This window comes from Candidatus Acidianus copahuensis (genome assembly GCF_000632495.1).
In the GTDB taxonomy this organism is placed as follows: Archaea; Thermoproteota; Thermoprotei_A; order Sulfolobales; family Sulfolobaceae; genus Acidianus; species Acidianus copahuensis.
This window is the reverse complement of sequence record NZ_JFZT01000045.1, coordinates 24,863-46,517: the sequence shown is the minus strand read 5'-3', so window position 1 is coordinate 46,517 and position 21,655 is coordinate 24,863. Positions and strand designations below refer to the sequence as shown.

Annotated in this window: 28 protein-coding genes; 12 read left to right on the top strand and 16 right to left on the bottom strand. The window is 33.5% G+C overall.

Annotation, left to right across the window (positions count from 1 at the left end; all coding sequences use genetic code 11):
• Positions 1–202 precede the first annotated feature (202 nt).
• Positions 203–889 (top strand): DUF3834 domain-containing protein, encoded by a 687-nt coding sequence (locus CM19_RS07990; RefSeq protein WP_048099931.1) that lies wholly within the window; start codon positions 203–205, stop codon positions 887–889.
• Here the strand turns inward: CM19_RS07990 and CM19_RS07985 are convergent.
• Positions 878–1,714 (bottom strand): CBS domain-containing protein, encoded by an 837-nt coding sequence (locus tag CM19_RS07985; RefSeq protein ID WP_048099930.1) that lies wholly within the window; start codon positions 1,712–1,714, stop codon positions 878–880. The two genes, CM19_RS07990 and CM19_RS07985, sit on opposite strands and share 12 nt — an antisense overlap.
• 31 nt (positions 1,715–1,745) lie before the next feature.
• Here CM19_RS07985 and CM19_RS07980 point away from each other — a divergent pair, with 31 nt between their 5' ends.
• The gene (locus tag CM19_RS07980; protein WP_150111413.1) at positions 1,746–2,213 is read left to right on the top strand and encodes an 8-oxo-dGTP diphosphatase; all 468 of its coding nucleotides are present in this window, start codon (positions 1,746–1,748) and stop codon (positions 2,211–2,213) included.
• A gap of 754 nt (positions 2,214–2,967) precedes the next feature.
• Here CM19_RS07980 and CM19_RS07975 read toward each other — a convergent pair.
• Positions 2,968–3,927 carry an alpha/beta hydrolase-fold protein gene (locus tag CM19_RS07975; protein ID WP_048099963.1) on the bottom strand — a complete coding sequence of 320 codons (960 nt, stop codon included), beginning with the start codon at positions 3,925–3,927 and terminating at the stop codon, positions 2,968–2,970.
• A gap of 386 nt (positions 3,928–4,313) precedes the next feature.
• On the opposite strand from CM19_RS07975, the gene tpiA reads away from it, so the two are divergent.
• Positions 4,314–5,003 (top strand): triose-phosphate isomerase, encoded by a 690-nt coding sequence (tpiA, locus tag CM19_RS07970; RefSeq protein ID WP_048099928.1) that lies wholly within the window; start codon positions 4,314–4,316, stop codon positions 5,001–5,003.
• The gene (locus CM19_RS07965) at positions 4,990–5,442 is read left to right on the top strand and encodes an alanyl-tRNA editing protein (protein ID WP_371810373.1); all 453 of its coding nucleotides are present in this window, start codon (positions 4,990–4,992) and stop codon (positions 5,440–5,442) included. The genes tpiA and CM19_RS07965 overlap by 14 nt, the downstream gene beginning before the upstream one ends.
• Here the strand turns inward: CM19_RS07965 and CM19_RS07960 are convergent.
• From CM19_RS07960 to purE, 3 genes are read right to left on the bottom strand one after another with little or no spacing between them, the layout of a single operon-like run.
• A complete protein-coding gene (locus tag CM19_RS07960; protein ID WP_048099927.1) occupies positions 5,425–5,766 on the bottom strand; it encodes a winged helix-turn-helix domain-containing protein in 342 nt (113 codons plus the stop codon). The two genes, CM19_RS07965 and CM19_RS07960, sit on opposite strands and share 18 nt — an antisense overlap.
• Positions 5,763–6,854, bottom strand: coding sequence for a 5-(carboxyamino)imidazole ribonucleotide synthase (locus CM19_RS07955; protein WP_048099926.1), 1,092 nt, complete (start codon positions 6,852–6,854; stop codon positions 5,763–5,765). Before CM19_RS07955 ends, CM19_RS07960 begins: the two co-directional genes overlap by 4 nt.
• Positions 6,826–7,302 carry a 5-(carboxyamino)imidazole ribonucleotide mutase gene (gene purE / locus CM19_RS07950; protein ID WP_048099925.1) on the bottom strand — a complete coding sequence of 159 codons (477 nt, stop codon included), beginning with the start codon at positions 7,300–7,302 and terminating at the stop codon, positions 6,826–6,828. Before purE ends, CM19_RS07955 begins: the two co-directional genes overlap by 29 nt.
• A gap of 189 nt (positions 7,303–7,491) precedes the next feature.
• On the opposite strand from purE, the gene CM19_RS07945 reads away from it, so the two are divergent.
• On the top strand, positions 7,492–8,355 hold the full coding sequence (locus CM19_RS07945) for an FAD-binding protein (protein ID WP_048099924.1): 864 nt from the start codon (positions 7,492–7,494) through the stop codon (positions 8,353–8,355).
• A gap of 4 nt (positions 8,356–8,359) precedes the next feature.
• On the opposite strand, the gene CM19_RS07940 is transcribed toward CM19_RS07945, so the two are convergent.
• Entirely contained in the window at positions 8,360–8,638 is a 279-nt protein-coding gene (locus tag CM19_RS07940) for a MarR family transcriptional regulator (RefSeq protein WP_048099923.1), read from the bottom strand.
• Positions 8,639–8,867: 229 nt separating this feature from the next.
• Between CM19_RS07940 and CM19_RS07935 the strand changes: the two genes are divergently transcribed.
• Positions 8,868–9,050 carry a hypothetical protein gene (locus CM19_RS07935; protein ID WP_048099922.1) on the top strand — a complete coding sequence of 61 codons (183 nt, stop codon included), beginning with the start codon at positions 8,868–8,870 and terminating at the stop codon, positions 9,048–9,050.
• Here the strand turns inward: CM19_RS07935 and CM19_RS07930 are convergent.
• From CM19_RS07930 to CM19_RS07920, 3 genes are all read right to left on the bottom strand, one after another.
• Positions 9,047–9,424, bottom strand: a complete 378-nt coding sequence (locus tag CM19_RS07930) for a Rid family detoxifying hydrolase (protein ID WP_048099961.1) — start codon at positions 9,422–9,424, stop codon at positions 9,047–9,049. The two genes, CM19_RS07935 and CM19_RS07930, sit on opposite strands and share 4 nt — an antisense overlap.
• A gap of 94 nt (positions 9,425–9,518) precedes the next feature.
• Positions 9,519–11,492, bottom strand: a complete 1,974-nt coding sequence (locus CM19_RS07925; RefSeq protein WP_048099921.1) for a protein kinase domain-containing protein — start codon at positions 11,490–11,492, stop codon at positions 9,519–9,521.
• Between the two features lie 38 nt (positions 11,493–11,530).
• A complete protein-coding gene (locus tag CM19_RS07920) occupies positions 11,531–12,814 on the bottom strand; it encodes a M20/M25/M40 family metallo-hydrolase (RefSeq protein WP_048099920.1) in 1,284 nt (427 codons plus the stop codon).
• Between the two features lie 64 nt (positions 12,815–12,878).
• Here CM19_RS07920 and CM19_RS07915 point away from each other — a divergent pair, with 64 nt between their 5' ends.
• Both CM19_RS07915 and CM19_RS07910 read left to right on the top strand, forming a co-directional pair.
• Entirely contained in the window at positions 12,879–13,652 is a 774-nt protein-coding gene (locus tag CM19_RS07915) for a hypothetical protein (protein ID WP_048099919.1), read from the top strand.
• A 76-nt stretch (positions 13,653–13,728) separates the two neighbouring features.
• The gene (locus CM19_RS07910) at positions 13,729–14,043 is read left to right on the top strand and encodes a hypothetical protein (protein ID WP_048099918.1); all 315 of its coding nucleotides are present in this window, start codon (positions 13,729–13,731) and stop codon (positions 14,041–14,043) included.
• Positions 14,044–14,459: 416 nt separating this feature from the next.
• Here CM19_RS07910 and CM19_RS07905 read toward each other — a convergent pair whose 3' ends face one another.
• The 6 genes from CM19_RS07905 to CM19_RS07880 form a co-directional block, all read right to left on the bottom strand.
• A complete protein-coding gene (locus CM19_RS07905; RefSeq protein WP_150111412.1) occupies positions 14,460–15,005 on the bottom strand; it encodes a hypothetical protein in 546 nt (181 codons plus the stop codon).
• Between the two features lie 72 nt (positions 15,006–15,077).
• Positions 15,078–15,461 (bottom strand): CBS domain-containing protein, encoded by a 384-nt coding sequence (locus tag CM19_RS07900; protein ID WP_048099960.1) that lies wholly within the window; start codon positions 15,459–15,461, stop codon positions 15,078–15,080.
• A gap of 11 nt (positions 15,462–15,472) precedes the next feature.
• A complete protein-coding gene (locus CM19_RS07895; protein ID WP_048099916.1) occupies positions 15,473–16,147 on the bottom strand; it encodes a DsbA family oxidoreductase in 675 nt (224 codons plus the stop codon).
• Between the two features lie 139 nt (positions 16,148–16,286).
• Positions 16,287–16,613, bottom strand: coding sequence for a hypothetical protein (locus CM19_RS07890; protein ID WP_048099915.1), 327 nt, complete (start codon positions 16,611–16,613; stop codon positions 16,287–16,289).
• Between the two features lie 32 nt (positions 16,614–16,645).
• The gene (locus tag CM19_RS07885; RefSeq protein WP_048099914.1) at positions 16,646–17,074 is read right to left on the bottom strand and encodes an OsmC family protein; all 429 of its coding nucleotides are present in this window, start codon (positions 17,072–17,074) and stop codon (positions 16,646–16,648) included.
• 9 nt (positions 17,075–17,083) lie between these two features.
• Complete coding sequence (locus CM19_RS07880) at positions 17,084–17,530, bottom strand: hypothetical protein (RefSeq protein ID WP_048099959.1); 447 nt, start codon at positions 17,528–17,530, stop codon at positions 17,084–17,086.
• Positions 17,531–17,741: 211 nt separating this feature from the next.
• Here CM19_RS07880 and CM19_RS07875 point away from each other — a divergent pair, with 211 nt between their 5' ends.
• From CM19_RS07875 to CM19_RS07860, 4 genes are all read left to right on the top strand, one after another.
• Entirely contained in the window at positions 17,742–18,464 is a 723-nt protein-coding gene (locus tag CM19_RS07875; protein WP_048099913.1) for a CBS domain-containing protein, read from the top strand.
• Between the two features lie 73 nt (positions 18,465–18,537).
• Positions 18,538–18,984, top strand: coding sequence for a glycine cleavage system protein H (gcvH, locus tag CM19_RS07870; RefSeq protein WP_048099912.1), 447 nt, complete (start codon positions 18,538–18,540; stop codon positions 18,982–18,984).
• A gap of 1 nt (position 18,985) precedes the next feature.
• The gene (locus CM19_RS07865) at positions 18,986–20,086 is read left to right on the top strand and encodes a lipoate--protein ligase family protein (RefSeq protein WP_048099911.1); all 1,101 of its coding nucleotides are present in this window, start codon (positions 18,986–18,988) and stop codon (positions 20,084–20,086) included.
• A 96-nt stretch (positions 20,087–20,182) separates the two neighbouring features.
• Complete coding sequence (locus CM19_RS07860; RefSeq protein WP_048099910.1) at positions 20,183–20,941, top strand: CoA transferase subunit A; 759 nt, start codon at positions 20,183–20,185, stop codon at positions 20,939–20,941.
• On the opposite strand, the gene CM19_RS07855 is transcribed toward CM19_RS07860, so the two are convergent.
• Entirely contained in the window at positions 20,919–21,638 is a 720-nt protein-coding gene (locus CM19_RS07855) for a CoA-transferase (RefSeq protein WP_048099909.1), read from the bottom strand. The genes CM19_RS07860 and CM19_RS07855 overlap by 23 nt on opposite strands.
• Positions 21,639–21,655: the final 17 nt, after the last annotated feature.

The following is a 21,655-nucleotide window of genomic DNA, read 5'->3' as shown; positions in this document are numbered from 1 at the left end:
ATATTGTATAAAGACTTATCTTAGGGTGGATTAAGTGATTCGAAGATCTCCTATTAGTATGAGCATGGAAAGATCTCTTAAACCATATAAAACCTTTTTGTCACTGTTTTCATTATCCTCCGAGTTCAGACTGAAGTGATTATGTTACCCTTATTATCGATAATTATTAAAGTTTTAATTTGCTAAATATATATTTTTTCTCATGATCATAACTGCACCATATGCGGGTCCAGTTTCGTTTCCACTTTTGGTAGGGAAGGAATTAGGTAAAATAGATATAGATTTGAGAAATTCTTGTAAGACCTCAATCATAGGCGATGTAATATTAGATTCAATAACTAACATTGCATCTTTAGGACTCGATTACAAAATAGTTGCGGCTGTTTATATCGATATGTATTCGATTTTGGGGGATAAAAATTCTAAAAAGCTGTTTACCTTAAGGGCAGGAACATTAGCTGATATGAATGCAAGGCTTTACGCCTTGTATACTGGGAAAGAAGTTATCAATACTGATAGTAGAACGGCAATAGAAATGGCTCAAAAAGGATATATGGCTATAGTTGGAAACGAGATAAAACTCGGTGAAAGTCTTGAAGATGAATTTAAGGCTTTAGGAATACTGTCACCATCATGCATAATATACAGTCACTTAGACAATAATAAGAATATTTTAGACTACTATAACAAAGGTATTTCCCTTATTTCTAGTATGCCAAAAGAATCAGCATACGTTATTTCTTCTTATAGTGAATATTATCAGTTTGATATAATGAAAGAAATTGTATCAAGGTATAATCATAGGTTAACGGAGAATAAAAATGAGATTAAGAAATCATTAGAACTTTACTCTAAGGTCTTTCCTCCCGTAGCTACTTTAAGTCTTTAGCTTTCCTACATATGATAGATGAATTTGATAGTGTAAAGCTATTAGGAGGTCTCTTTCAGTTATAATTCCCTTTATCTTTCCGGCATCATCTAAAATTACAAGCGAACCGATACTTTTTTCTATCATCATCGATGCTGCCTCGTTTATAGATCTATCCTCTTCTATGACCACTAGAGGCGTTCTCATTATATCCTTAACTGTTTTAGCAAAAAAGATATCAGGATCTAGTTTCGTGACAGACTTTGCTGCAGACTTAATACTATCAGCAGCGGTTATTATTCCTAGAACGTTTTTATCCTCGTCCACTACTGGTAATCTTCTAAATCCTCTTCTGAGCATTTGCTTAGTTGCAGTGGTCAAGTCTGTATGCTGATCTATTGTAGAAACTTTTTTAGTCATAAAATGATAGACTGGGAATAGAGGATCTAAATCCTGAAACTCTAACAATAGCTCTCTTTCAGTTATAATCCCTGACGGAATACCTTGTTCATTTATTACTACTAAGGAACCAAAGTTCCTTGTTACCATGAGAGTAATAGCCTCTAACGTATCTGCGTTTTCTGTAATTACCGTTACTGGAGACGTCATATATTGTGAAGCTTCAACTGTACTTAGCTTGTATAGATCTCCCTGAGTACATCCATTTGTACAGAAACTGAGAAATATTGAAAGTAAATCTCTTGTAGATAAAATACCCTCTACTTTGGGATTTGCAATAATTATTCTTCCAATTCCTCTTTCATTAATTTTCTTAAAGGCTATTGTAAGATTATCCTTATCGGAAATAACTGGTGGATTTAAAATCTCAAGAGTTTTTACTAACACAAGAATTATATAGTCACTGGGGTAAATAAGGTTGGAATTAACTACTTGCCTAACGATAGTAAAGAACTCTAATCATCTTCTGATGATAGAGAAGAAAAGAGGTTTAGGTAAAGGATATATTACTTTTCCTGGTGGTAAAGTAGAAGTTGAAACTCCGGATGTATGCGCTGTTAGAGAGCTAAAGGAAGAAGTCGGAATAACTGGATATAGTCCAAGGAATGTGGCACGTATAATCTTTGTTCAAAAATCAGGCAAGATAAATGTAATGTATGTTTATCAAATAACTAACTTTTCTGGACATATGGTAGAGACTGAAGAAGCTAAACCTTTTTGGATTGATAAAAATAAACTACCCTTTGAAAAGATGTGGATAGATGATAGATTTTGGTTACCTAAAGTTCTTGGTGGGAAATATGTTGATTGTATCTTTATGTTTTCAGACAATTGGGAAAATCTATTAGAGGGAAATTGTTATGAAATTATGCAAGGTTTATCTTAATGGGATTAATGGGCAGAAGATTTTTATCTCTAAGGGTGGAAATGTTTTGTTCCTTCTGAAAATATATTGAATTCACTATAAACGATAATCAGATCTTGTTCTAGAGTTCGTTACTCGATCTCATGCTGATGACCAAAACATAAGGTTAAAAGCATAGTTGGAATTAACGCCTGGAATATATAATATGTCACAGGAAAATCTACTTAATTCTATGAAGAGATATGAAAAAGGACAAACAAAAGGGTTAACACAGCTAAGTCTAACTTAGGAAACAGACGAGCAATCAACTCTTATTAAATTTGTTCAAAGCGTTAATTTTTTCAATACTTAGCTTAAAATTTCACGTTTTATTCATGGTACAAAGGTGAAGAGTTTAAAGGGTATAACCTAGATCTTAAGTCTTTGCTTATAGTAGTTATTTCTACTGGATGAGGAAGATGTTAAGATGTCAAAGGAGAAAGCGGGGGAGTAGATCAGAAGTTAATCCAGCATGTATACATCAAGGTTCTATCTGCGTTATAGTTATGTGAAAAAGAAATCATTTTCAGCGGGGGATTTTTTAATAATTGTGGTTACAATACTGCTCTAGATTTCTGCTTTTACTTAACATCTCACTTCATAGCGATTTGTAACTCGCCTCAAATCCTGTAGAGTTGACCCATTCCCTTTTTGGGGAAGGACTGACTGTGAAACAGAAACGTGTATCGAATAGTGAAGCTGTTGTCTTATTAGCATATATAAATCCTAAAAACTACTATTTTCTTACAAGTTGTCTCTCTAAGTAGGCTAATGATAAATCATATCTGAATGATGTGTTCATATGACCTCCATCAAACTCTTCGAAATAATGTGTTAATCCTAATTTCCTCATTTTTTTATGTAAAATTCTAGTTCCATATTGAATATTAAACTCATCCTTGTTTCCTACATCTAAATAAATACCTTTTCCTCTAAGTTTTTCATAATATTTATCTATCATTCTTACAGGATCTTTTTCTAGCCATTTTTTCCATATATCTTCAAGGATTTCCCCAGTCTCTAAATCAAAAGGCAAAAGGATTTCCCCATTTTCTCCAGGTGAATAAAATGCTGACATGCCTATGAGAATTAATGCGTTTAGATCTTCCCTTCTCTTCTTATTTGATTTATTCCAGTATGTATTAATTAAATCCAAGGGATCTTTAAATTTTCTGAGATATGGTATTACCTTTGGGAAAAATGGTAGATAGGTATATTCAAAATACGCATCACCGGAATGAGATGCAATAGCAGACACTATATCGTATTTCATTCCTAAAACTAGTGAGCCATAACCCCCAGAGGATTTCCCCATAAGACCTACTTTATTTGTTTGATATAAGTCAAGAAAATAGGGAAGCAACTCCTTAAAGAGGAAATCCTCGTATAATCCTACAGCATTTGAATTTATGTATTGATTTCCACCTAACTTCGTGAACATATCTGGGAGAATGATATTGCAACCCGTGATTTTCCCTTCTTTCTTCAATCTAGCTAATTTAGTTGGTAAATTTTCAATAATTGGATCATAGTTAAGTTGTGATATGGATGAACCAAAATATCCACTTAAGAAAACTATAATTGGCTTACCTTCTGGGTTTTCCTGTTCTATTACCGAGACTTTTCTTATATATGGATCATTTAACGGATTATCTCTTAAAATATTGCTTTCAAATTCCATAGATTTAACTTGCATTAAAAACACACATTAATAGAATAATAAAAAATCTTCCATTAGTTTACTATAACTATAGTTTCTTCTTAATATAGCCAGATAAGGTAAATGGAATCACTACAGCAATACAGGAATTAGTTATTTTATTATATATTAAAAATAAGCCTTGTTATAAATGATAAAATGATTCTCTTTATTTTAAAAATAAGAACCTTTGCCCTTTTGGGTTTGTGAACCAATAATCAACCTAAAATCTTTTGATTGACGTTGAAACTTTAGGATTAAAGTTTAATGAAAATAGTTGTAAGGTAATTTATATTAGAGAAGTTGAATTATTTGAAAACTCCTGATTATTCAAGACAAAACTTTATAGACAAAGATAAAAATTATCTAACCCCCCTTAAAATATGAAAAAACCAATAATAATAATAAACTTTAAGGCCTACGATACCTCGTTTGGGAAAAAAGGAATAGAAATTGCTAAAAAAATTCAAAACGTTTCCAAACAATACAGTACTGAAATTATCGTTTCTGTTCCAGCAACTATGATATATCAACTTTCCTCTGAATTGGAAATACCTGTTTTCGCCGAACATGTAGATGGGGTTCCATTGGGAGCTTATACAGGGTCTATAATGCCTGAAATGATAAAAGACGTAGGAGCTAAAGGGAGTTTGCTTAATCACAGCGAAAAGAGAATTAGACTTGATGAGATAGATGATGCCTTAAAAAGACTTAGAGGTCTTGGGTTGGAGTCTGTAGTTTGTGTTGATAGATATGATTTAGTCGTTCCAATGTCTCTTTTAAAACCTACAGCGGTATTAATTGAGCCACCAGAGCTTATTGGTTCTGGAATTTCAGTTTCTAAGGCTAAACCTGAGGTAATAACTAGAGCAGTAAATGAAATATCAAAGGTAAAAGATGTTTATCTGGTAGCAGGAGCTGGTATAACTACAGGTGAAGACGCTTATAGGGCAATTGAGCTAGGTGCTGATGGAATAGGTTTGGCCAGCGCTGTCATGAAAGCCAGAGATCCTGAGAAGATTGTAGAGGAACTTGTGATCAACTCATTGAAGGCCTGTGATGAGAATGAGTGAGGAAGTAAGAACTCATTCAGCTCTTCATGTGATTAAAGGAGCATTAAGAAAGGTTTTGGGAGTAAAATGGACGGCTGGAACTTATGTAAATGGGCTCCATGGTAGAATAGAAGTAAAATCAAGTTATAAACCAACAAAGGAAGATATAGAGAAAGTAATAGAAGAGTCGAATAAAAAAATCGTAGAAGGTTCTCCTATAATAATAGAGAAATTACCCAGAAAAGAGGCGGAGAAAAAATATGGAGATGAGATCTATGATTTATTTCCTGTACCGGCTGAAGTAAATGAATTAAAAATAATCATTATCCCAGAATGGAATATTAATGCATGTTCTAAGAATCATGTAAGTGATATTAAGGAAATAGGAAATATTGTTCTTTCTGATTGGAGATATAGAAATACAAAAGGGCTGCTCGAGATATCATTTGACATCATTTAACTCCTCAATCATCTTAGTATACTTTTCAAGAATTTTTTTCACTTCTTCTTGTGCTTGGTCATATATTTTAAGCATTTCTTGGATTTTTGGTGATAAATTAGTTCCTCCAGCATTTTTTCCTCCCTTTTTCATTTCTACTCCTCCAACTTCTTTTTCAATTTTTCTTATATACTCCCATGCAAATTTATAGGATAGGTTGAGATTTTCTGCAGCTTTAGAGATCGAGCCTGTTGTAGATATAGCTTTTAGAAGTTCTACTCCACCTTTTCCTATAACGCTTTTACCTTCATCATCCTCTATCCAAAGTTTGAAATTAAATTTCATAGATCTAATCCTTGAGGATAAATTAGTTTCAAAAGATTATCAATTTTTTCCCTAACATCACCTAGATCTTCACCTCTTACATTTATATGGCCCATTTTTCTTCTCTTTCTTACTTCATTCTTTCCGTACCAATATAATTTTCCAAGACGTAATGCTTCTAAAGGAACATTACTTTTTCCTATTACGTTTACCATCCCAGAGGGAGTTAAGAGACTAGTATCTCCTAAAGGTAAATCAGTTATTGCTCTTATGTGTTGTTCAAACTGTGAAGTAAAAGTTCCATCAAGAGTGTAATGCCCCGTATTATGCACTCTTGGGGCAAACTCGTTAATTAAGATCTCATTATTTCTTATAAAAAATTCTATTCCAATTGTACCTACATAATTTAATGACTCAGTAAGTTTTTTTGCTATATCCTCTAATCTATCATCATAATATGGACCATAATTATAGATAAGAATTCCATTCTCATTATAATTAAATGTTGGCGTATAAGCAACAAAGTCTCTCCGTTTTCTTACAGCAATAATAGAAGTTTCAAAGTCAAAGTTAACGTATTCCTCAACAACAAACTTGCAATTGTTCTCCTTTAAGAAAGAGTAGTCCTGAGGATTTCCCTTAATAAAGTATTGCCCTTTTCCGTCATAACCATTAGTAGATTGCTTTATCACTCCAATGTTGTTGAAAGACTCCTTAAGGATCTTGAGCGCTTCTTCTCCCCCTTCAGCAATCTCAAATCTTGGGACTGGAAATCCATGGTCTTTAAGATACTTTTTCTCTTTCCATCTTTCGCGTTTTAGTTCAACCGAGTTTATTCTGGGAAGTAATTTTTCTCTATCCTCAGCATATTGTAATGCCATATCATTTACATGTTCGAACTCAAATGTGACTACGTCAACTTCATCTATCATTTTCTTATACTCTTCTTCAGAAAAGCAAAAATCGGCTACTTGGCAAGCCGGTTCATCCTTATTTCCTAGTACGTAAAATAATATTGGAAAATTTCTTCCTTCGATAATCATCATTCTTCCTAGTTGTCCACCGCCTAGTATCCCTATTTTAATCTTCGAGTTTTGTTGAGAGAACATCATTCTTCATCTCCTCCATATATTTTTCAAGTTTTATTTCTAAATCCTTATATTTTAAGGAAAGTATTCTAATAGCTAGAAGCGCAGCGTTTTTTGATCCACCAATGGCTACAGTGGCAACGGGTATTCCAAAAGGCATCTGAACTATAGAGAGAAGGGAATCTAATCCATTTAAATTCCTGGAAGGGATTGGTACTCCTATTACTGGTAAGGTTGTCATAGATGCCGTCATACCAGGTAAGTGGGCCGCTCCACCCGCTCCAGCTATTATTACGTCTATTCCTTTAGATTTAGCTGTTTTTGCATATTCAGCCATCAAGTCTGGTGTTCTATGGGCTGAGACTACTTTTAGTTCATATTCTATACCAAACTCTTTCAGAACATTTATTGCATCCTTCATATATTCCCAATCGTTTTTACTGCCCATAATTACTCCAACTTTTGGCATAGGTTTAATTATGAGAGAAGAGTAAAAGCGTTACTACTACATTTTAATTTTTATATATAGAATTATATTAATTTCAATAAGTAACTTCATCTATTATATTCAATTTATTTTCCATTATTCTACTTTAAATGACAACCAGAATGTCTTGAGTCGATTTATTTTTAAGCCTTTTCTCTTAATGTCAAAAATATGATCGATGTTTATACTGAAAGTGAGCTTTTCAATGAAATTCGCGATGCATATCTTAGCAGAAGGAAGGTAGCGATTTTAGGTTATGGAAGACATTCTAAGAAAGGAACCGAAGAGGAGATAATCCATATAAAAATGGAAGATTTTACTTTAGATAAGGGTAAAGTTATAGCAGAAGCTGGGGCATCGGTAGAGGAGATTAGGAAAGTGGCATCAGAAGAAGGACTTCTTTTACCTTCTTTTTATAATGGAAGTGTAGGTGGTCTTTTAGCCAATAATGATCTTTCACCGCTATTTACCCATTATGGGTCCGCTAGAGAATTTACAGACTGGGTGATTTTCATGACACCATATAGGGCCATAAAGTGGAAGGGAGTTATAGGTTCTAAAGGAAAAATAGGAGCTATAACTAAGGCTCAATTCTCTCTTTTTCCTAAACCCGATAGGGTTTTTATGTTAGAGCGAAAAGTGGATCCAAATAACCTCGTTAAAGAAGTTACAGAATTACTAAAGCTCAAACCATTGGCGCTGCTAATAGATTATGATGGGTCATTTTACATTCATGCTAGTTTTAGTGAGAAAATAGAAAGAAATGGATATTCTATTGATGAAGGTGTTCCAAATGTAGAAGAATCAAATAAGAATAGTTTTATAGTCAAGTTAAACTCACTAGAAGATTTTATCTCTTTAGTGGATAAATCTGAACCCGTTTATGCTTATACCATTGTAGACTCCAAATTAGCAAAAATCTATATAGCGGATGAGTCTAGCCTTTTGGGTTTTAACTATTATAAAGCAGATGAACCACAATTAGTTTTTAATAAGCTTAAGATAATATTTGATAGAAATAACATTTTTATATGACATTTCAGCAATCAAATTTACTACATACAGTAAATTCCATGTCATCGATCAATTTTCTCATATAAATGTAATGTTTGTAAAGTTCACTAAAACCTAAATCAGTTATCGAAAATATCACATCTTTACCTATAAATGCTCTCTTTTCGATATACCCTCTCATTTCAAGATATTTGACGATTTTAATAAGTTTTCTCTTTGCTAATCCAGTATACTCGGTAAGCTCATTTACGCTCAATTCTCCTTCTGCTAGATTTGTTAGCACGGTAAGCTGTTCTATGTTCATGGAATATTTTATTTTAATTATCGTTTTTATGGGTTGCTTTTATTTTTCTCCTATTATTTTATAAAAAGTAATATAACTCACTTTAGTTCAAGATTAAGTATTTTATATTTATTTTTAATATATAATTCTTTGACTACTTTATTTACGCTCTTTTTAAAGTTTGACCATAATAGAGAGGAGAAATGCTTATAAACGAATAATTACATTATAAAGGATTAAGTGAGCGAAAATGGCAGAATACAGAAAAATCTTTGAGGGAGTTGCCTACTCTATAGTAGAGGACGATGAGGCTTCCATAGTTTTTTTGGAAGGAAAACCAGTAGCTGCTTCATGTATAAAACATGGAAACCACGAAATATATCAACTCGATTGTCCATATGTAGAAAAACTATTAAAAAAGGTTTTTTCCTAAACCGTCGCAATAACGGCTATTTCTATTAAAACACTTTTCGGTAACTTAGATACTTCTACAGTAACTCTTGCTGGAGGTTTATCTTTGAAATATGTAGAATAAATTTCGTTGAATTTATTAAAATCATTTAGATCCTTTAAATAGACAAAAGACATCACTACATTACTTATGGAGGAACCAGATTTTTCTAATATAGCGATCAGATTTTGCATTACAGCCTTAGTTTGTTCTTCAATATTTGTTCCAACTATATTCCCCTGAGGATCTGAAGGTATTTGTCCAGAGACAAAAACTAGGTTGTTTACCTTTATAGCTTGAGAATATGGTCCTATTGGTCTTGGAGCTTTTTCTGAAAATATTACTTCCTTTTCCATAGGTATAAACATGGTCTCTAGTAGAAAATCTTTTGGATTTGATACGAGACAGATAAATTTTTATTTTAATCAGTCTATTTTTCTAGAAATAAAATTATATTGAGGAAAATACATTTTCATCTCTTATATCATAGATAGTGCTTTTTATTTGTCTTAACTCTGACTTAATTTCTTCTAATGTTATTTCTCCTCGTAGTCCTCTAAGTATTAATTCCCTATACTCATCTGGTACATAGTCCATTTTAGGTTCTATGGAGTAAAAATCCTTTAAAGCCTGGTCTCTTTTTGAAGGATTATTTACGGCCTCTTCAATTTCTCTTTCTAACCATTCAGGAAATGGGAAGTTATTAGTTAGTGTTACAAATAATGATACAGTAAAGGAATAAACATCCATATCAGTTGTAGCTCTCTGACCAAAACGCTGTAATGGATGAGCATAATAGGGGGTGTAATGGACTACTGGAACTCCTATTTTTACTGCACTTCCAAGATCTGAGAGTTTTGGTATACTTAACTCTAATGATAATGTCTTAACTCCATCCTCTCCATATGCTGGCAATCTACGAGAAAATAATATATTGGACGGTTTTATATCGCAATGTATATATCCTTCCTTGTGGATCTTTATTACCGCATCTACAATCCTAGAGAATATTAGCGATACTATCTGAGGCCATAAAACTGAGTGTCTTAATGACGAGAACTCTTCTCTAACTAATAATTCCCTTAGATCTCCCCCTTCCATGTATTCCATTAGTATTGCTGGAGGAGAACTGAAGTAATCCACCCAATTTTCATCAATAAAGCTAGCTAATATTCTTACCATATATTTGGAGTTTTTACTTATTTCTTGCATCTTAGCAACTTCATATAACATTTCTGTAAAGTTGTACTCTTTTTTCATTATTTTCATTGCAAACTGTTTATTGTTTCTTTCGACCAGTAATACATAGCCCATACCTCCATTACCTATTACTTTTTTAGCTTCATAACCATAAATGACGTAACCTATCCATTGCTCAGGTGTGAAATCTTTAGGATAGTACAGTTGAGATGGATTAGCTTTCTCACAAGCTTCAACTACTCCTTCTCTACATGCATATATGAACTCTTTTTCTGCAGCCTTTTTATCGTTTAAGTTAAGAAGAGATAACCCTTTAATATACGCGGAACTACCTGTTCTTCTTATTTTTTCAGCTTTCTCGATTAGTTTTAAGGCATCCATATACCTTTCTGCCTTTATATAAGAATTGGCAAGGATTATCATGTTTTGATAACTTCTAGAACGTCTAAGAGCCTCTTCAAAGTTCTTAACTGCTTCATTAGGGTTTTTATTGAAATAATAAAAACCTAGCTTTAACGCTGGCGCATCATACGTTGGAAGGTAATTCATGGCCTTATAAAGAATCTTTAGATTTCCACTATTCTCGTAGTCCAAGATCATATTATTGACCTCTTTTCTCATTTCATTTTCAAGTTCTCTATACTTTTCGTCAGAGAAGAATGAGTATATCTTTAAAGCCTCCAGCTTATTATCTAGCTTAATATAGCACTCTGCAGCTGCCAAAGACTCTTCCGGAAATTTCTTATCTAGAGAAGCATAAAGTTCCAACGCCTTTTCACATTTGCCTAATTTTGAATATGATATTATTGCATTTCTTACTATATCGCTATTATCCTTAAATTGCTTTAAGGCAAAATCAATTATTTCTTCTCTATTCATTGCATTTATTAAGTCATTTATGTTTCCTTCTTCAATTACCGATCCATAAATAATGTGATATCGTTTCCCTACTACTAAATCAATGTTATTGAAAAGTATGCATGGCGAATCCTTAGTTTCGAATACTAGCCCTGAGGGGTTGTCCATTTTCGCTATTAGCTTACCCGTTACTTCACGTTTAGAACAATCATAAACAGGTATTTTACTTTGTTTAACTTGTCCATCATTAATCATTACTAAATAACCAATAATATCATCCTTTATTTTGAGCTTCCCGTTATAGTCGTAGACCTTTCCATTATCAAAGACATACTTGTTATTGCCATTGGTAAACACAAACTGCATGCGTAATATCTTGCGAAAAAACCTTTTTTAATGAAGGGCTAAGTAATACCAACTGAGAGTTTAGCCACAAACTCCTTCATCCAATTGGAAGCTAAAAAGTAGTCCTCTTTATATATATTCTCGTTAAAGGAATGAATATTTGAACCAGCATAATCTACACCTATACCATCAGCAATTTGCCTTATTCCTAGTATAGATGCAAATGATTGCATTGGACCAGTTCCAGGACTGTTTGGAAGAACCACAGGATTTATACCATAAACGTCTTTTGCTGATGATATTAGTTCTCTCGCTATTTTGCTCTCAATAGATGTTCTATACGGCTTTACTCTTCCTAGAGGAATCACTTCTATTCCCTCAGCCTCTGCCTTTTTCTCTAAGCTTCTTAACACTTCGTTTGGATCTTGTTCCGGTACTAATCTAAAGTCAATTTTTACGATAACATAAGAAGGAATTACTGTCTTAGATCCTTCCCCTGTATACCCTGACTGAATTCCATCTATGTTACAAGTCGGCTCCTCTATTAACTTTTCAATAAAATTCGATTGAATTTTCTGGCCTAGAGCATTTTCCATTTCACTTTTATTTCCTTTAAGATATTTTATCTCTTCCTCAGACAATCTCTTAACTTTACTGTAAAATCCCTCAAGGTTAACCTTACCATTAGGAGATCTGAGATCCCTTAAAAAATATATAATTTTCCACACAGGATTTTCTATTATTGGCGCATACATAGAATGTAAATCCTTTGTCGTTCTATACCTTAATTCAACGTAAAGTAGGCCTTTAACTCCTAGTACAATTTCTGGCGATCCATCGCTGCCTTTTCCTGAACCCTCCCACAAGAGGTAATCCGCCTTTAATGTATCCTTATATTTTTCGAGAAAATCCACAATATTAGGACTACCTATTTCCTCTTCCCCTTCATAGATAAATTTTATATTTATTTTTAGTTTTTTCTCTTTAACAAGTTCAATTATTGTTTGAAGACGCATCATTAAAGTTCCCTTATCGTCGGCAACTCCTCTTGCGAATATCTTTCCTTCCTTTTCGGTTGGAGTAAAGGGATCAGAATTCCATTTGTCTAATGGTTCTACTGGTTGTACATCGTAGTGGTTATAAATTAGTAATGTTTCCTTTGAACCCACATTTATTTCACCATAGACGTATGGATTTTTTGATTTTCCTTTTAATAGTTCTGAATTTATATCTTTCTCTCTCATATAATCTAAGAGGAACTTAGCTCCCTCTTCTCCCTTACCTTTAGCGGATGTTGTATCAATCTTGAGGAATTCAAACAAATCTAGAATAGATAAAGACATTTCAGTTACATGTTAAAATTTCTCTAATATATTTATATATACATCTCAAGTTCATGAGATAAATATGAGTTATAGTGAAGAGTTAGTTGTTAAAGCTGGAAAAAGCAGTCTATTTAGCCTTTTAGCTGATCCTTTTAAATTATCTGGTATTATTGGCCATTTTTCCATATTAGGTATCGAAGATGGTAAAACTGGGAAGCGTTATCCTCCTTCAGAAGTTAAAAAACAAGAGGACAAATATTGGATTGCCATTGTTTTTGGTGCAACTTCAGGGAAAGTTATCTCTTCTGCTGGTACACTTGATGGTCCAATTATATCTCCTAATTCTATTCAGTACAAAGCAGAAACTGACGATGGAAAGGATAGTTTTAAAATACTTTTTATTTTGCAGGATCATCCTTTAGGAACTAAAGTTAGCATTACTGTTGAGTTTAACGTAAAGGCTGGTTTACTTAGTAAGCCATTCTATGGCGATTATTCATCGTTTGCAGAACATATAGTTAAGGGACACATAATTCCATATATAAGATCTATTTCCTCGATAGATATTGGATTGAAAGAGATAAAAAGGGTAAGAGGTAATGTGGAAGAACTATTGAGAGAGTTAAGAAACCTGCATAACATATATGGAGCTGTCGTAATTAAAGGAGAAAACTTTCGATTTGCTAGTTTTATCGATGATAGAGAGCTCAAGGGTAGTAGGATAGATATCTCTGGAAACACTTTAGGAGGAGGCGAGGCGTTATCCAAATTACTTATATTAAGTGGATTAGCTGAAATGGTTATATATGAAGTGCCTGCAGATGATTTGATTGAGAGCTTATTAAAAAGTAAATGAATACAGATCTATAGACATTTTTAAACACAAGCGATTATGAGTTGATTTTTTTTAGAACAAATTTTAACTTGTAACCATGATTAAACATGTTGAATACACTCGACACAGCTTAACAGAACCTATGCTTCTAACATACATCTATAAGAAAGTAGAGGACGGAAAAATAGTCTCAGCTTTTAGAATTATGCTGTATAAAGATACAATAATCTCAGTATTTGAAGACGACAGTCTTCAAGGAGGAGAAATATCAGATGTGATTAGAGGAAATATTAAGTGTTTTATTAATTTAATAAAAAAATATTATGATGAAAATACTGACGATCTAGTAATATATGGTGAGCAAAGATATGTTGATGAATTGCTTGAAGAAATATCTAATGTTGTAAGTTAGTAGTCTCTAATAGAGCATAGGAACAGAAAATATAGTTTCTGATCATACGAGTAGACACCGACTTGGAAGATAGTTTTATCTCTAGACTTAAAGGATAAAACGTCAGGCATTGGATTAGATCAATATCTTACTTCTGGAAAATATGAATGTCATTTCGCATAATTTATCAGTATCAATGCTAGATTGGTGTAACGGACTTAGTCAAGTCGTACCTTAACCTCGGGAACGGGGATAAACCTGTGAACTTAAAGATCGTCTAGATCCCTATACACGCTTGCCGAAACGATTTTGGGTATTTAGAGTGTAGAGGATGAATAAGCATGATCCCGAAAGGTTTGGATAGTTTATTCATGTTGTTATTTAATGATGCTGAGGTCCATCAAGACTATAGCATCCTTACCGCTACTATGTAAAATTCACTCTTTATGACACTCAACTACCCAAAAATTATCCTTCCATTTAACTTTACTTATTGAAAACTTAATTACAAACTTAAGTATATCTCCTATATCAAGCCCTTCATGAATTTTATCTCTAACTATGAGTCTCATGATACCTTTTCGTTTGATAACTCTATATGCCTCTTTAACTAGATCGTAATCAAGAATCTCAAAGAATGTAATCTCACTTATACTAGAGTCTCTGAACGGAAAAGGATAAATAAAAGTTAAAGGTTCTTCATTTATCTCTCCAATAGCATCAGGTCTATTTCCTATAATTAGACCACCATGAAAATGCGGATAAGAGGAGTTCTCAACTCTTATTATTTTTTCTCCATCGATAACTAATGAAAAAATAATTCTTAAGACGTTTTTTTCTCCTAGAAGATAATCTTTTCCAAAAATTAGATCCGCGTTTTGTAAAGCCGAAGATCTACCAAAAGCTAGGGAGAAAACCTCACTTTTACCATTCATTAATTGAAGTTCAGTAGATCTCCATAAAGGTGATAGCTTACCTTCCATTAATAAAAAGCCTGATGTCACGGCAATCTACTATGTATATAAAAATAAATATTTTTCTTTATACTTATTACTTCAAGGTCGTAGGTCTTGGACAGCCTTAGATGCATCTACTATGGATAGAATTCCAACAATATTTCCCTTTTCGTCTACCACTGGTAAATGTCTTATTTTGTTTTGTAGCATTAATGTTACAGCTTCAGTTATATCAGTGCTAGGTCTTACTGTAATTAGGCTTTGCATTGTTGATGCTAGTCTTACTTCATCATTCGGTGAAAGACCTGATGCAATAGCCTTAATAGCATCTCTATCAGTGAAAATTCCCTTCGGTGTACCGTTTTCTGTAATTACTATTGAACCAACTCCTCTTTCCAACATTAGCTTGCACGCTTCTTGTAAGTTTGTATTTCCCTCAACCATAAAGACTGGAGTATTCATGTAGTCTTTTACGTACTTCATACTAGAGAATATTATGACTCTTGTTCCCAATAAGGTTTTAGCTCAATTCTTTTAGGTTCCCCATATTTTAGCATATCTTCGATAACAGTCTTGTAGTACTCTTCGTTTTGTACTCCCCTAATAAGCCACATATCATTAAGTAAGATAGCTGGGACTCCTCGTATTCCCATAGCATGGGCTTCTTCTTCGTCCTGAATTACGGCAAGTTTTGCTTTTTTTGACTTGAAATCTTGCCTAAACCTTTCTATATCAAGACCTATCTCTTGAGCTACCTCTATTAATACCTCATCAGAAGATACGTTATCTCCTTCAAAGAAGAATTTTTCTTGTGCTCTTTTATAATATTCCCAGTGTCCTTCATTTCCTTTCTGGAATTCTGCAGCTTTACAGGCCATCTGAGGTGGAAGAGACCACACATAGGTTATCTTTCCTTTTCCTATTACTTTATCTGGGTCATAATCAGGAATGTATCTTTTAAGGATTGAAAATTCATTTTTAAATACTTCTCTAGCGTCTTCTTCTGTGGGAGCAATTGTCTTTAGATCGTCCAGTGATGATATCATCATGAAAGATTTATGGATTATCTTTACCTGTTCTTTGTACTCATTTACTACGTTTGCAAGTCTACGAGATGTTACAAAACAATAGGGACATAGTACGTCATGGAAGAACTTAAACTCTATCATTGAATATAAGAGAGAGAGATAATTTTTAACTCTGTCGTTGTACTATATAGGTCTATAAGGGATTTTTATTATAAATAAAAATAATATAGTTAATATGATTCAAACTTCTGGTAGGAATTTTAGTACTTTAATTTGGGAATTAAATATTAGCTTCTTGTTTTACTTGATTAATTATACTTGCATCTTTCATTATATCAGTTAATTTATCCTTAATTTCTGGTAACGAATTCATTTTTAATATAACGTTATATAGATTATTCCAATAAATTTTCATTACTAAGTCAAGATCATACTTCTGCATTGTCACTAGTTCGATTGCCGATAAGAGAGTTGGCAAAATTCCATTTTTAGCTAGTATATCTTTATTATCCTCTATTAGAGAGTTTAACTGATCTAAGAGATCAAATAAATAATCTTTTATTTCGAGTAAAGCTCTCTCTTTTGGAGTGACTAATTCTTCAGACATCTTTTATCAAAAAAATTTAAAATTTAACACTTTTAAGTCTTATTCTCCTTTCCGTTCCTAATATCCCAATTAACGTTGATTTTTACTGGTCTACTTAATGTATCTTTTAGTGGGCATCTCTTAATTGATTGTTCAAGGATCTCATTAATTCGTCTATCCTCGCTTTCAACTGTTATGTAGTAATTAACTTCCAATAAGCCAGGATGAACTTCAGGATCTCCTTGGAATCCTCTAGGATCCATAGTTCCTTCAATATATCCTTCTATGTTATTTACTTTTACATTTCTTTCTTTTGCTATATAGTAAATTGTTAAAATCATACATGAGAGCGCAGATGACAAAAGTACTTCTTCTGGCGTAGGATAGTCTGAACCCATAAGACCTATCTCTATTTCCTTACCAGCCACACATGCCCTTACTATATCTCCTTGAAGTTTTCCCTCAACAGTAAAGGTTATCATTTGAAACACTTAATTTAAGAGTCCTATATCTTTAAGTATTGCCGCTTCGATAGCGAACCTTATATAATAGCTTGTTTTCTCTTCCTCATTGAAAACTCTACCCATCTTTCTTTCCATTTCATTTATCTGATCCGTTATAACAACGCTTATGTTAGTCTCTATATTTGGTTTATTAACTTTAAATGTATAATAAATATCTAGAATGAGATTATACATCTCCTCATCCATGTTAAATAAGAAATCATCTAATGCAGGTATCAATTGGCCATTAAAATCTATCATTTTCCCTCTAAAAAATGGCCTCCAACTGAGCATTTTTGATTTCACGAAATCCCAAGAAGGAGGAAAACCTTTGAAATCATCAGCTCCTGGTACAGATACTACCTTATACTCTTTGCCATCTATTTCTATGATAGCTTCTATCTCTAGTTCTAAATTTCCTACTTTTTCTTTCAACAGCCTTTCACCTAATATATAAATAAACAAATATAGTAAAGATTTTTTTCTCGAGCTATAAGAAGTCTACAGGTGAAATCATGCAAGCAGAAATAACTGACCCATGTGTTCAAGAATGTTTTAAGCCAAATTCAAATTGGTCAGCTGATATAAGTATAGAAGAATGTTTAGCTAAGTGTAAATCTATTGATATAAGGAAGCCGATGTAATTATGTTAGTAAAGGATATAGCTACTTCTAACGTAATAAGCGTAAGTAAAGATACTCCAATAATTTCAGCTTTAGAAATAATGGAAAGAGAAAATATCAGAAGGCTACTAGTTGATAAGGAAGGAATAATTACAATCAGAGATATAGTTTATAATTGGAAAAGAATCTCATCTGGGACAGTCGTAGATATAATGAATAATAATCTTCTCTTTATCTCCCCTAGTGCTAACCTTAAAGAAGCCATGAGAATAATGACAAAGGAGGCTGTTGGCTCCCTTATTTTAGGAGATGGAGAGAACGTTAAGGGTATTGTAACGGAAAGGGATCTTATAAGATATGCTAAGGTAGAGGTAAATACATTCATAGGCGATATAATGAACGTCGAACCAGTTATGTGTACTATTGACGCCATCCTATCTGAGGTTGTAGAGTTTCTAAAGAACAATTCTGTAAGGCATGCAGTAGTAGTATGTAATAACTTACCATGTGGAATCTTGTCAGTGAAAGATATAGGTAAAGCACTACTAGCCAAGAGAAACCTTGAAAAAACTAAGGTTAGTGGATTTATGTCAACAGTGGTCTATAAGGTAACTCCAGATTCTAAGGTAGAGACAGCTAGACTACTTATGGCTGAGAAGAACGTGGGCTTCTTACCGGTAGTAGACGTGAGGAGTTTACTTGGAAGCGTAAGTGAAAGGGAAATATTAGCTGTACTATCCATCTAATTTTAAGTTTCATGGATTTCATACGAAAAATTTTTAGTATAGCAAATTCGCTAATTTAAATAAGTGGTTCAGCTTGGTAACCGAATCGAATTGTGAGATCCCTGAAAACCTTCTATACTATATTGAAGGTAAAAACACGGTTTGGGCAAAACAGGAATCATCTGATACAATATTAGTTGGAATAACAGATATCGCTCAAACTATGGCAGGAAAAGTAGTTAAAGTGAGGATAAAGAAAAAAGGTATTAAAGTAGAGAAGGGTAGGCCAGTTGCTACTATGGAAAGTGGGAAGTGGGCAGGACCTGTACCAGCTCCTGTTTCTGGTGAAGTAATAGAGTCAAATGCTGCCGTGGAAAAAGATCCAGTCCTGGTGAATAAAGATCCGTATGGACAAGGTTGGTTAGTTAAAATGAAAGTAAATAATCCAGAGGAGTTGAAGCAACTATATTCTGGAAATAACGCAGTAGCTAAACTAAAAGAGCTAATAACTAGTGAGAAGCTCTCATGTAAGAGGCTGTAATATGAGTTGGCGGTTTATTTCCCTCCCGCCACAAGACGGTTATCATATGGTAACATCGTTTGTAGCTACTGCAGATTATGTAACCAAGGGAGGTAAAAATACACTAATGGTTTTTTATGCAAAAGGCCCTTTTGTTAATGTAGGAGTTAACCAGGAGGTATGGCTGGAAGTAGATCTTGACTTTACTAGGAAAATGGGAATTCCAGTAGTAAGAAGGGATTTAGGCGGAGGAACAGTAGTTATTACACCTGGGGAACATGACTACTTCGTAGTTATAAGGGAAGAAGATGCTCCGAGAGATTCTGGATCTCTTTATAAAAAGTATTTGACGCCAGTAGTTGATGTATTGAGAGAATATGGATTAGATGCTCAATTGAGAGAACAGGATATCGTGGTTAATGGAAAGAAAATAAGCGGAAATGGTGCAATGACTCATGGAAAGTCTGTTGTAATAGCTGGAAATATCTTGCTTTCGTTAGATATAGAACTTATGAGTAAGTCAATAAAAGTACCATCAGAAAAGTTTAGGGATAAGATGGCAAAAAATATGGCTGAATGGCTAACTTCGATGGAAAGGGAACTAGGTAAAGTACCTTCCAGAGATGAAATTAATAAGAAATTAAAGGTTACATATGAGAATGAACTAGGAGCAACTTTTGAAGAGTCCTCTCTAACTCCTGATGAAATTGAAACTTGGGATAAGCTGGCTGAGGAAAAGAAGGCAGAAGAGTGGATCTTTTATAAAGATAATAGACATCCAGATCTAAGGACTGAAAGATGTGTAAAAATTTCTTCTTCAGTAGCCTTATGTCACGTTGACTACAAATCTAGAAAAATGTTAAGGATTACAGCAAAATTCACACACGATGAACTCGATGAGGTTTCAATATCTGGAGACTTTTTTGTTATGAACCCTCCCGATTTTCTAGATAGGTTAGAGGATTATCTTAAAGGAACTAAGGTAAAAGATATTACTACTAAAATCAGGGAAATATTTACAAATAGTAAACCTGTATTATTTGGTTTTAATGCGGATGACCTAATCCATGCATTCGATGAAATATTAAGTAAACCAGAAGTTATCGAGGTAACTTCTCCCTAAATAACCTTTTCTTTTCATATTCCTTGTTGGAAATTATACGATAATAACTGTTGAGTAGAACAATGAAATTTAATCTTTAATCTTGGAAAGTAAACTATGGAAAACAAGTTAGTTGATATAAGAGATGCGTTAGATCTAATTAAGAGTGGAGATACGATAACTGTGAGTGGCGTTTCTATACATAGGAATCCAATGTCAATGGTAATGGAAATAGTTAAGGATGGACCTAGGAATTTAGGTTTTATAGATAGAGAGCCAGGTCTAGCTTTAGAGGTTCTTCTTTCTTCAAATGTTTTAAGGAAAGTAAGGGTAGCAATGGCAACTTTAGAGTGGTTTGGTATGCTTCCAAGCTTTAGGAAGAAGATAGAGAATGAAGAAGTTGAGTTTTTAGAAGATACATGTGGTGCATTCATGGCTGGAATTCGAGCAGGCGCTTTCGGTATTCCATTTATGCCAGTTAAGGGAATTTTGGGATCAGATCTGATTTCATTGCATGAGAAGGTTAATTCGTGGAAAGTGGTAGAAGATCCATTCTCAAATGAGAAAATAGTTCTCGTTAAGGCTATAACACCTGATGTAGCTATAATCCATGTAAATAAAGCTGATATTGAGGGTAATGCGGAAATAGAAGGCCCTGTATATGAGGATGAGTTTAAGGCTAGAGCCTCAAAAAAGGTAATAGTAACAACTGAAGAGATTGTAGATAAAAATTACTTCAAAAAAAGAAGGCCTTCCTTAATAGCTGAACATGTAACAGCTGTGATAAATTCTCCTAGAGGAGCTGAACCCACCAGTATGTTTCCACTTTATGATGCAGATTATGATGAAATACTCAAAATTCTAAAGCAAGCCTAAGCTTACTTGTATCTAAGGAGTCTAAGAACATTTTCTCCCTCTCATTAAGTTCTATTCTTCCAATTACATTATCCTCAACCTCAAAACCAGTATTGTCTTGAACAGTCTTGAAATCGCTCCATGGATATAAGTATGTTACTTTCCATCTATGATCTGCTCTTGAATATTCCATCACGCAAAGATTTGTCACTATTATTACCTTGTTTTTAGAATACTTTGCTGTACCAGTTACAAAATCAACTCTCTTAACTAATGAGTTTTTAGAATGTTTAACATTCCAGAGAATTGCCTTTCCAACTAAGGGTAATATAAAAGCTGTTGCAGCGCCGCCTGGTAATCTTACCTCTGGTTTATAGTAATTTCCAATTACTGAAAGATTAACATTTGTTTCGGAATCTATTTGAGATGGACCAAGAAACATGACATCTATTTTCCCTTTTTGAACTAGATCAAAAGCATCTGTGGTAGTCATGACTGGAGATTCTGAGACAAAGAATGGATCTCCAGTAGAGGGAGAAATAGATACCCTCGCTGGATTATATGCCTCAGAAACACTAAGTATTTTTATATCTTTATTGTAAAAATCTCTTGCCATAAAAGAACCTAATAAGGCAGGTATAGAATTGAGGCCTACATAGACTCTTTCACCACTATTAATATGAATAGCTATCGCCTTTATGACATGATCTATAATCATTAGAGTTAAATTTCTTC

Bases quoted from the DNA above. Each gene is read 5' to 3' on its own strand.
- purE (WP_048099925.1), bottom strand. From the start codon at position 7,302: ATGCCAAAAGTTGGAGTAATTATGGGCAGTAAAAACGATTGGGAATAT.
- CM19_RS07915 (WP_048099919.1), top strand. From the start codon at position 12,879: ATGAGTTATAGTGAAGAGTTAGTTGTTAAAGCTGGAAAAAGCAGTCTA.
- CM19_RS07875 (WP_048099913.1), top strand. From the start codon at position 17,742: ATGTTAGTAAAGGATATAGCTACTTCTAACGTAATAAGCGTAAGTAAA.
- CM19_RS07940 (WP_048099923.1), bottom strand. From the start codon at position 8,638: ATGAACATAGAACAGCTTACCGTGCTAACAAATCTAGCAGAAGGAGAA.
- CM19_RS07925 (WP_048099921.1), bottom strand. From the start codon at position 11,492: ATGCAGTTTGTGTTTACCAATGGCAATAACAAGTATGTCTTTGATAAT.
- CM19_RS07910 (WP_048099918.1), top strand. From the start codon at position 13,729: ATGATTAAACATGTTGAATACACTCGACACAGCTTAACAGAACCTATG.
- CM19_RS07965 (WP_371810373.1), top strand. From the start codon at position 4,990: ATGAGAATGAGTGAGGAAGTAAGAACTCATTCAGCTCTTCATGTGATT.
- CM19_RS07890 (WP_048099915.1), bottom strand. From the start codon at position 16,613: ATGTCTGAAGAATTAGTCACTCCAAAAGAGAGAGCTTTACTCGAAATA.
- CM19_RS07990 (WP_048099931.1), top strand. From the start codon at position 203: ATGATCATAACTGCACCATATGCGGGTCCAGTTTCGTTTCCACTTTTG.
- CM19_RS07905 (WP_150111412.1), bottom strand. From the start codon at position 15,005: ATGGAAGGTAAGCTATCACCTTTATGGAGATCTACTGAACTTCAATTA.
- CM19_RS07935 (WP_048099922.1), top strand. From the start codon at position 8,868: ATGGCAGAATACAGAAAAATCTTTGAGGGAGTTGCCTACTCTATAGTA.
- CM19_RS07955 (WP_048099926.1), bottom strand. From the start codon at position 6,854: ATGTTCTCTCAACAAAACTCGAAGATTAAAATAGGGATACTAGGCGGT.
- CM19_RS07975 (WP_048099963.1), bottom strand. From the start codon at position 3,927: ATGCAAGTTAAATCTATGGAATTTGAAAGCAATATTTTAAGAGATAAT.
- CM19_RS07930 (WP_048099961.1), bottom strand. From the start codon at position 9,424: ATGGAAAAGGAAGTAATATTTTCAGAAAAAGCTCCAAGACCAATAGGA.
- CM19_RS07860 (WP_048099910.1), top strand. From the start codon at position 20,183: ATGGAAAACAAGTTAGTTGATATAAGAGATGCGTTAGATCTAATTAAG.
- CM19_RS07945 (WP_048099924.1), top strand. From the start codon at position 7,492: ATGATCGATGTTTATACTGAAAGTGAGCTTTTCAATGAAATTCGCGAT.
- CM19_RS07865 (WP_048099911.1), top strand. From the start codon at position 18,986: ATGAGTTGGCGGTTTATTTCCCTCCCGCCACAAGACGGTTATCATATG.
- CM19_RS07895 (WP_048099916.1), bottom strand. From the start codon at position 16,147: ATGATAGAGTTTAAGTTCTTCCATGACGTACTATGTCCCTATTGTTTT.
- CM19_RS07920 (WP_048099920.1), bottom strand. From the start codon at position 12,814: ATGTCTTTATCTATTCTAGATTTGTTTGAATTCCTCAAGATTGATACA.
- CM19_RS07960 (WP_048099927.1), bottom strand. From the start codon at position 5,766: ATGAAATTTAATTTCAAACTTTGGATAGAGGATGATGAAGGTAAAAGC.
- CM19_RS07900 (WP_048099960.1), bottom strand. From the start codon at position 15,461: ATGAAGTACGTAAAAGACTACATGAATACTCCAGTCTTTATGGTTGAG.
- tpiA (WP_048099928.1), top strand. From the start codon at position 4,314: ATGAAAAAACCAATAATAATAATAAACTTTAAGGCCTACGATACCTCG.
- CM19_RS07855 (WP_048099909.1), bottom strand. From the start codon at position 21,638: ATGATTATAGATCATGTCATAAAGGCGATAGCTATTCATATTAATAGT.
- CM19_RS07885 (WP_048099914.1), bottom strand. From the start codon at position 17,074: ATGATAACCTTTACTGTTGAGGGAAAACTTCAAGGAGATATAGTAAGG.